This is a genomic window from uncultured Leptotrichia sp., from assembly GCF_938036635.1.
Taxonomy (GTDB): Bacteria; Fusobacteriota; Fusobacteriia; order Fusobacteriales; family Leptotrichiaceae; genus Leptotrichia; species Leptotrichia hongkongensis.
In genome coordinates, this window is the sequence record NZ_CALHQO010000379.1 from 1 (window position 1) to 6,492 (window position 6,492).

The 6,492-nt window shown below is 26.1% G+C and carries 16 protein-coding genes; all 16 read left to right on the plus strand.

All coding sequences use genetic code 11. From position 1 onward, the window contains the following. Positions 1–489, plus strand: a 489-nt coding sequence (locus Q0370_RS07555; RefSeq protein ID WP_299574141.1) for a hypothetical protein, incomplete at its 5' end; no start/stop codon positions are given. Beyond that, positions 486–1,118, plus strand: coding sequence for a hypothetical protein (locus Q0370_RS07560; protein WP_299574144.1), 633 nt, complete (start codon positions 486–488; stop codon positions 1,116–1,118). The genes Q0370_RS07555 and Q0370_RS07560, both read left to right, overlap by 4 nt. A gap of 2 nt (positions 1,119–1,120) precedes the next feature. Beyond that, positions 1,121–1,636, plus strand: coding sequence for a hypothetical protein (locus Q0370_RS07565; protein WP_299574147.1), 516 nt, complete (start codon positions 1,121–1,123; stop codon positions 1,634–1,636). Continuing rightward, entirely contained in the window at positions 1,636–2,385 is a 750-nt protein-coding gene (locus Q0370_RS07570) for a putative HNHc nuclease (RefSeq protein WP_299574150.1), read from the plus strand. Before Q0370_RS07565 ends, Q0370_RS07570 begins: the two co-directional genes overlap by 1 nt. A 64-nt stretch (positions 2,386–2,449) precedes the next feature. Next, on the plus strand, positions 2,450–2,689 hold the full coding sequence (locus tag Q0370_RS07575) for a hypothetical protein (RefSeq protein ID WP_299574153.1): 240 nt from the start codon (positions 2,450–2,452) through the stop codon (positions 2,687–2,689). Position 2,690: 1 nt separating this feature from the next. Next, positions 2,691–2,918, plus strand: coding sequence for a hypothetical protein (locus Q0370_RS07580; protein WP_299574155.1), 228 nt, complete (start codon positions 2,691–2,693; stop codon positions 2,916–2,918). 7 nt (positions 2,919–2,925) lie between these two features. After that, on the plus strand, positions 2,926–3,051 hold the full coding sequence (locus Q0370_RS07585; RefSeq protein ID WP_299574158.1) for a hypothetical protein: 126 nt from the start codon (positions 2,926–2,928) through the stop codon (positions 3,049–3,051). Between the two features lie 42 nt (positions 3,052–3,093). Further along, positions 3,094–3,459, plus strand: a complete 366-nt coding sequence (locus Q0370_RS07590; RefSeq protein WP_299574161.1) for a single-stranded DNA-binding protein — start codon at positions 3,094–3,096, stop codon at positions 3,457–3,459. Positions 3,460–3,630: 171 nt separating this feature from the next. Next, the gene (locus Q0370_RS07595) at positions 3,631–3,795 is read left to right on the plus strand and encodes a hypothetical protein (RefSeq protein ID WP_299574164.1); all 165 of its coding nucleotides are present in this window, start codon (positions 3,631–3,633) and stop codon (positions 3,793–3,795) included. 1 nt (position 3,796) lies between these two features. Beyond that, complete coding sequence (locus tag Q0370_RS07600) at positions 3,797–4,198, plus strand: YopX family protein (RefSeq protein WP_299574166.1); 402 nt, start codon at positions 3,797–3,799, stop codon at positions 4,196–4,198. Positions 4,199–4,271: 73 nt separating this feature from the next. Continuing rightward, entirely contained in the window at positions 4,272–4,751 is a 480-nt protein-coding gene (locus tag Q0370_RS07605; protein WP_299574169.1) for a nucleoside triphosphate pyrophosphohydrolase family protein, read from the plus strand. 21 nt (positions 4,752–4,772) lie between these two features. Then, positions 4,773–5,018, plus strand: coding sequence for a hypothetical protein (locus tag Q0370_RS07610; RefSeq protein WP_299574172.1), 246 nt, complete (start codon positions 4,773–4,775; stop codon positions 5,016–5,018). 24 nt (positions 5,019–5,042) lie between these two features. Then, positions 5,043–5,279 (plus strand): hypothetical protein, encoded by a 237-nt coding sequence (locus Q0370_RS07615; protein ID WP_299574174.1) that lies wholly within the window; start codon positions 5,043–5,045, stop codon positions 5,277–5,279. Positions 5,280–5,320: 41 nt separating this feature from the next. Continuing rightward, on the plus strand, positions 5,321–5,845 hold the full coding sequence (locus tag Q0370_RS07620) for a hypothetical protein (protein ID WP_299574177.1): 525 nt from the start codon (positions 5,321–5,323) through the stop codon (positions 5,843–5,845). Further along, positions 5,835–6,155 (plus strand): hypothetical protein, encoded by a 321-nt coding sequence (locus tag Q0370_RS07625; RefSeq protein ID WP_299574180.1) that lies wholly within the window; start codon positions 5,835–5,837, stop codon positions 6,153–6,155. Before Q0370_RS07620 ends, Q0370_RS07625 begins: the two co-directional genes overlap by 11 nt. 15 nt (positions 6,156–6,170) lie before the next feature. After that, on the plus strand, positions 6,171–6,492 hold a 322-nt coding region (locus Q0370_RS07630), incomplete at its 3' end, for a hypothetical protein (protein ID WP_299574182.1).

Here is a 6,492-nt window from a genome sequence, read left to right on the forward strand (position 1 = left end):
ACAATAAATAATAATAAGAATAATAAATATAATAATAATTATATTAATAATAGTTATTATAATAATACAAGTGTCAAAAAAGAAAAAATTAATTTTTCTTTTGTGTATGAGGAAATAAAAAATAAATGGGTAGAAATTGCAAATACGTTTGGACTATCTGGAACTCGACTAAAAATAAATGAGAAACGTAAAAAATCAATAAAAACATTGCTTAAAGAATATACTGTTGAGGAAATTTTTCGGGCAATGGACAAAATTCATGTTTCTAAATTTTTACAGGGAGATAATAAAAATAACTGGCAAATAACATTTGACTGGTTTATTAATAAGGCTAATTTATTAAAAATGTTGGAAGGGAATTATGACGATAAAATTAACGTGGATTCTAGTGCTAAAAATACAAAAGAATATTATCAAAAGCCTAATAATCAATTTACGGGAGTTACAGATGAAAGTATTGAAGATCTGATAGGAGGATTTAAACAATGATGACAAGGGATGAATTTAATAAAGTCTTTAATTTATTATGTACAAATTATCCGAATACAAAAAATCCAAATGAGTTAGGAAGTCTTTATTTTTTAGCATTAGGAAATGAATTAACTGCTAAAGAATTTATGAATGCAACACTTAAAATTATAAAAACAAGTAAGGAAAAATTTATGCCACAGATTGCTGAAATACTTGAATACGCAAAAAATCGGAATGTAGAGAATCAAGTGATATTGGCAAAAAAAATGTTAATAGAGGCTATTTATAAATACGGAAAAAGTGGGATGATAAATTTTGAGGATAAGGGAATACATGCTGTAATTGATTTTATTGGTTGGAAAAGATTGTGTGCAATGAAAGATGATGAGTTTGATAATTTTTTGAAATGGGAATTTGATAGAATATACAAGGAATTTATAAAAAATCCATATGAAACAAATGATTACTACACTGGTAATTATAAAATTATCGGACAGAAAAATCCTAAAAGAATTACTTATGAGAGCATAGGAGTAAAGAATACTCAAAATTTAGAATTTATACCGTTGGAATATAAAAATACTACACAGATTGAAAATAAAGTTGATCTGTCGGAGTTGAAAGATAAAATGTTGATAGGAGTGTAAAAATGATAATAAATAATTTAACTACAGAAGATATTAAATTTTTAAAAGAATTAAAACGTGAATTGAATACACAAAACAGTAGAATGACTGCTAATCCTAGAATATATCAAATTAGAAGTGAAAAATTTCAAACAAATCCTAATGGAGAAGGAGAATATTTTGAAGCGGTATTTGAAGGGGATTCGTTAGGAGTTTTTGAATATACCTCAGAGGGTGTGGAAGAAGTAAAGGCTATTTTAAGGGAAATTACTGACGATGAAAATGTTTTGAAAGAAATTGACAATATTTGTCTGGAAGATTTGGATAGGGAATGGATATATTTTCATTGTTATATCGGTGATTTTAAATATATTTTCAATAATGTTTTTTTTACAGAAAAAGCATGTAGACAACATATAGAGGAGAACAAACATCATTATAGAAATCCAATGGATTATTTGAATTTTGCTTTTAGAAATCCCGAAATGGAAACATTGCTGGGAATATTATCAAAAATTGAAATTAAGGAAGAATCGTAATGTTAAGAACACAAATTGAGAATAAGAAAATAAAAATATTTTATCCAATGAAAAAGATTGTTCCAGGAGTAAAGGAAGATCTGGAAAAAATATTAAATAATTATTCAGTAGAAATTGTTCCAATTAAAGCGATGACATTACAGCAGATGAGAATGATATATGCCTTGATAAATCAATTTTCTGAACATCTTGCAGGTGGCAGCAGCGAATATGGATATATGAAAGACATATTGAAAATATTTTTTGCAGAAAAATATGAAATTCCCAATTTTTCGTTAAGTCCTGATTCAATTGATACGTTAGATATTGATACTGCAAATAGATTTATTGAATATCTGATTGAGTTGGGCCTTGATTACAATGTGCCAATTGTAATTAAAGAAAAAAATGGGAGAAAAAGATTTGCGGCACAGATATATCCAGATGCAGAGAAGTATGTTTATATTTGTTTGAAAAAGAGAATATGCGCAGTATGTAATAAATCACATGATTTTGAAAATGGAGAATCAATTGATTTGGAACATTGGGATACTGTAGCAAGTACAGCGGGAGGATATAAATATGATGATGGATTGAAAGGAAGATTTATATCTCTTTGTAGAAAACATCATATTGAAAAACATTTTATGGGACAGGAAGGTTTTAAAAATAAATATTATGTGGAAGGAATATATCTTAAAAAGAAACAGGTTATAGAATTAAAAAATATTTACACTGGGCATTTTAAAGCATTTGATGATAAAAAATAGAGAAAAAAGGCTTTGTAGAAAAATTGTTAAAATTCGTAATCAAGTACAAGAGGAGAATGTTTAAATGAACGAAAAATTATTAAAGGAATTACGAAACTTGAAGGGCATTGAATTAATTGATATAGCAAAAAGAGCTAAATACACTTTTGATAAATATTACAAAATTCAATCGTATTGGATAGACGGAAAGAAAAAAGTGCTGCAATTAGAGTTGAAAAATAAACAAAAAGCTGAAATAAAATTTAGAAAAATAAAAAATAAAAATGAAATTAGAGTAATAGATTACATTATAAAGGAACATTAATATGAAAATTAAGCTATATTGTTTAAAAATAAATGAAAATGAAATAAAAACAACAGAATACAAGGAGCTGGGAAAATTTGTAAGGAGAAACAGGAAAGATATAAAAGAAATTTTATGTTTTAGTTGGGAAATTCCAAAAAATAAATTGGAAAGGACCTTAGAGTATTCTGTTGAAGAATTGCATAAATTGAAAAAGAAAGGGATAGGAAATGCAAAAGAAAATAGCTAGCCCAGGAATGGAACAACAATTATTATTTGAGAAAAAAGATGTGATAATGGAATATGAGGAATTTAAAAAACAAGTATTGAATTTTTTTAGAAATATAAAAAAAGATTTTGGAAAGAGATGTAAAGATGAATAGGAATATTTATTTGATAATTCAAAAAAGAAAGGAATATAGATTATGAATATAGTGATACTAATGGGAAGAATGGTAAGGAATCCAGAATTAAAATATACATCAAGTGGAAAAGCATATGCCAATTTTACACTAGCTGTACAGAAAAATAAGAATGAGGCAGAATTTATTGACTGTACAGCATGGGAAAAGACTGCTGAAACAATTGCTGAATATTTTGAAAAAGGTAGTAAAATTCTTATACAAGGACGATTGAGCGTAAGTAACTATGAACAAAACGGTGAAAAAAGAAAATTTACAAGAGTATTAGCAAATAGTTTTGAGTTTGTCGAAAGTAAAAATACTGTAAATAATCAAAGTAACAAAAATGATTATGATGAAACAGAAGATGATGAGGATTTTCCCTTTTAAGTATAAGAAAAATTTAATACATAATATAAAATTTTTAGAAGAAAATACAGACTGGTTTTCAAAAAAAATGTTGTTATTAAAACTGAAAACAGAATTGGTTTTGGGAAAACTTAAAAATGAAAAATGGATTGATGAAATAATAGAAACTATAGAAAATATATAGGAGGATAAATGGATAAATATGTGTTAAAAATTGAAACTGATAATTTAGATGTATACAGACAGATCTGTAAAGTTTTAGGAGTGGATGTGCAAGAAAATTTAATGAAACTAGGAAATAAAGAAAGTGTTTTTACGAATGTAGTATCTATATTTGAAAAGAAGGAAGAAGATTAGTGTGAGATTTAGAATTTGGGATAAGGTTAAAGAAGAATTTACTAAGGATAGAATATTTATGGATAATACGGGTAAGATTTACAAAATAACAAAAGAAAATAAAATATTAGATATAGATTCTAAATTCTGTATATTAAATTTTTCTACAGAACATAGAGATAAAAATAATAAAGAGATATTTGAAGGAGATATTATAAAATACGGAAAAAAATATTTTCAAATCATTTATAGAAAAGAGATTTCAAGTTGGAGTGTTAATTTTTCAAAAAAAGATAATTCTAGGCCATGTACAAATGTTGGAACTTTGAAAAGTTGTGAGGTAGTTGGAAATATTTATGAGAATAAAGAATTATTAAAATTATGTCCTGATAATTTGTTTGAAAAAGATAAATCAATTGAGTAGCAAAAATTATTTTAAGAAGAGGTAATGAAAAAAGTTTTAAAAATTTTTAAGATAAAGGAAGTGGAAGTAAAAAATGGAACAATGGGAAAAATTAGTTAAACTTGTAAAAGAGTTTTATATAACGTTTGGACAGCAGGAATTTTTGGAAAAGGAAATAACTAATGAAAGAATGGAATTAAGAAAAAAGTTGTTTGATGAAGAATTTAAAGAATATGAAGTGGCAGAAAAAAATAAGGATAGAGTAGAAATGTTAGATGCTGTTTGTGATATGTACTATATTCACATTGGGACACTGCTTGAGAAAAATAAGGGAGATATAGAAAAGATTGCAAATAAAATATTTTTCTTAGGAGATAAAGAAACGGAGTATCTTTTTAAATTAGAAGTTAAAAATGGATTTGATGTAATTTTACCTGAAGCATTTGAAGAAGTTCATAAAAGTAATATGAGTAAACTTGGTAAAGATGGAAAACCGATATTTCGTGAAGACGGTAAGATAATAAAAGGGCCTGATTATTTTAGGCCAAATTTGAAACAGTTTATTACAAAATAAAATTTGAAAGGAAATATAAAAATGAGTAAAGAATTAAAAGCCGCAGAAGAAATGATAGAAGTTATAAATTCTTTAGTAAAAAAAGGATATAGTGATGATGACATTAGAAGGTATTACAGAATGATGGGGGAATTGTGTGCTGGAGCTGGTACAGTAAATGACACAAGTAAAGATAGTCAAGAAGCGATTAATGAATTAATTGATATTGTTGAAACATTAAATAACAGAATAGAAAGTTTGGAAAATAGAATAAAAGTAAAGGTTTGATATAAAAAAAATAAGGAGAAAAAAATGTTTAAAATATTATATTGTGAAGATGAATATAAATCAGTAATCACAAAAAATGCGGAAGAAGTACAAAGACTTATTACACAAACTGATATTAGACAAAGGTTGAATCTAAATAGACAAATGAATGTGTATAAAGTGAATTTTGATAGTAATAATTTGACTGATGATGAAATTATAAATTTATTTGAGATTAGTAATTCAAAAAGAAGGGATAAACTTTTTGTAAAATTATATTAGAATTTTTTGAAAACAAAATAAAGGCAAGAGAAAGGGGACAAATGAATGATGTGACTTTGGAAGAAATCAAAGAAATTAAATATTTAAGAGAAGTCGAAAAGCTGGAATTAAAGGAAATAGCTGAAATTACTGGGAAAAATTTTAGAAGAATAGGCTATATAGCCAATAAATATAGTGATTATAGATATAAAAAAGAATTTTCAGAAATAGAAAAACAAAAAATAATCAAAATGTTTGAGTCAGGATACACAAAAAAACAGATAGCTGGAACTCTTGGAAGGACATTCTATAGTATATCTAACTTTCTTACTAGATATTATAAAACTACAAATTCGTACAGTCTTGTGAGAAAAAATAATTTTAAAATTTGGACATCTGAAGAAGAAAAATATATTTTAGAAAATTATAAAGAGAAAACAGCCAGAGAACTAGCAAAGGATTTGGATAGAACAGTTTTAGGAGTGAGAACTAGAATAATTAAAATGAGAAGAGAGAAAAAGCTACAGATATCAAAGAAGATAGGGGGATACAGTAAAGAATTTGTAAAGCGTCTATATGTTCAATAAAGTTCAGTTTTTAGGAATAAATAGTTGGTTTAATAAAATAGACTATGAATCAGAAAAACAGAATGACAGACAAAGATATGACAGATTGAAAAAAGTGGAAGATACTGCAAGAGCAATGGTAAGCAGTTATGAAAGTGATAAGCAAATTTATTTGTCTATGAAAGATGATAATAAGGAAATAGCCTTACAAGCAAAGATAAGAGCAAATAATACAGCGATTCAATATAATCAGTTTATTTTGAAAAATAGTTATCTATGGAAAAATAATGTACCACAAGATATAAAAAATGAACTTGAAATAATCAATTAGGGATAAGGAGTTAATATGAAATACATAGAATTATTTGGAAGAAAAATAAAAGAGTTATCTGAAATTTTGAAAGACGAACCAATTAGTGATTTGGAAATAAAAGAGGAAAGTGATCTGTATGGGATAGATCGATTAAAAATTACATTTAAAATTGATGATAGTGACACCTTCACTCTATATATACGGTTATCTAATTTTGTTGGAGCAAATGGGATAGAGTTTTTATCGGAAGAAGAAATTGTAAGAGAATTTGAAGAAAAGTATAGAATTTCAAAAGAAAAATTTGAAAAATATTTTTTAAATAGAAAAAGTAAAGATAAAATAGAGGATTATTTTG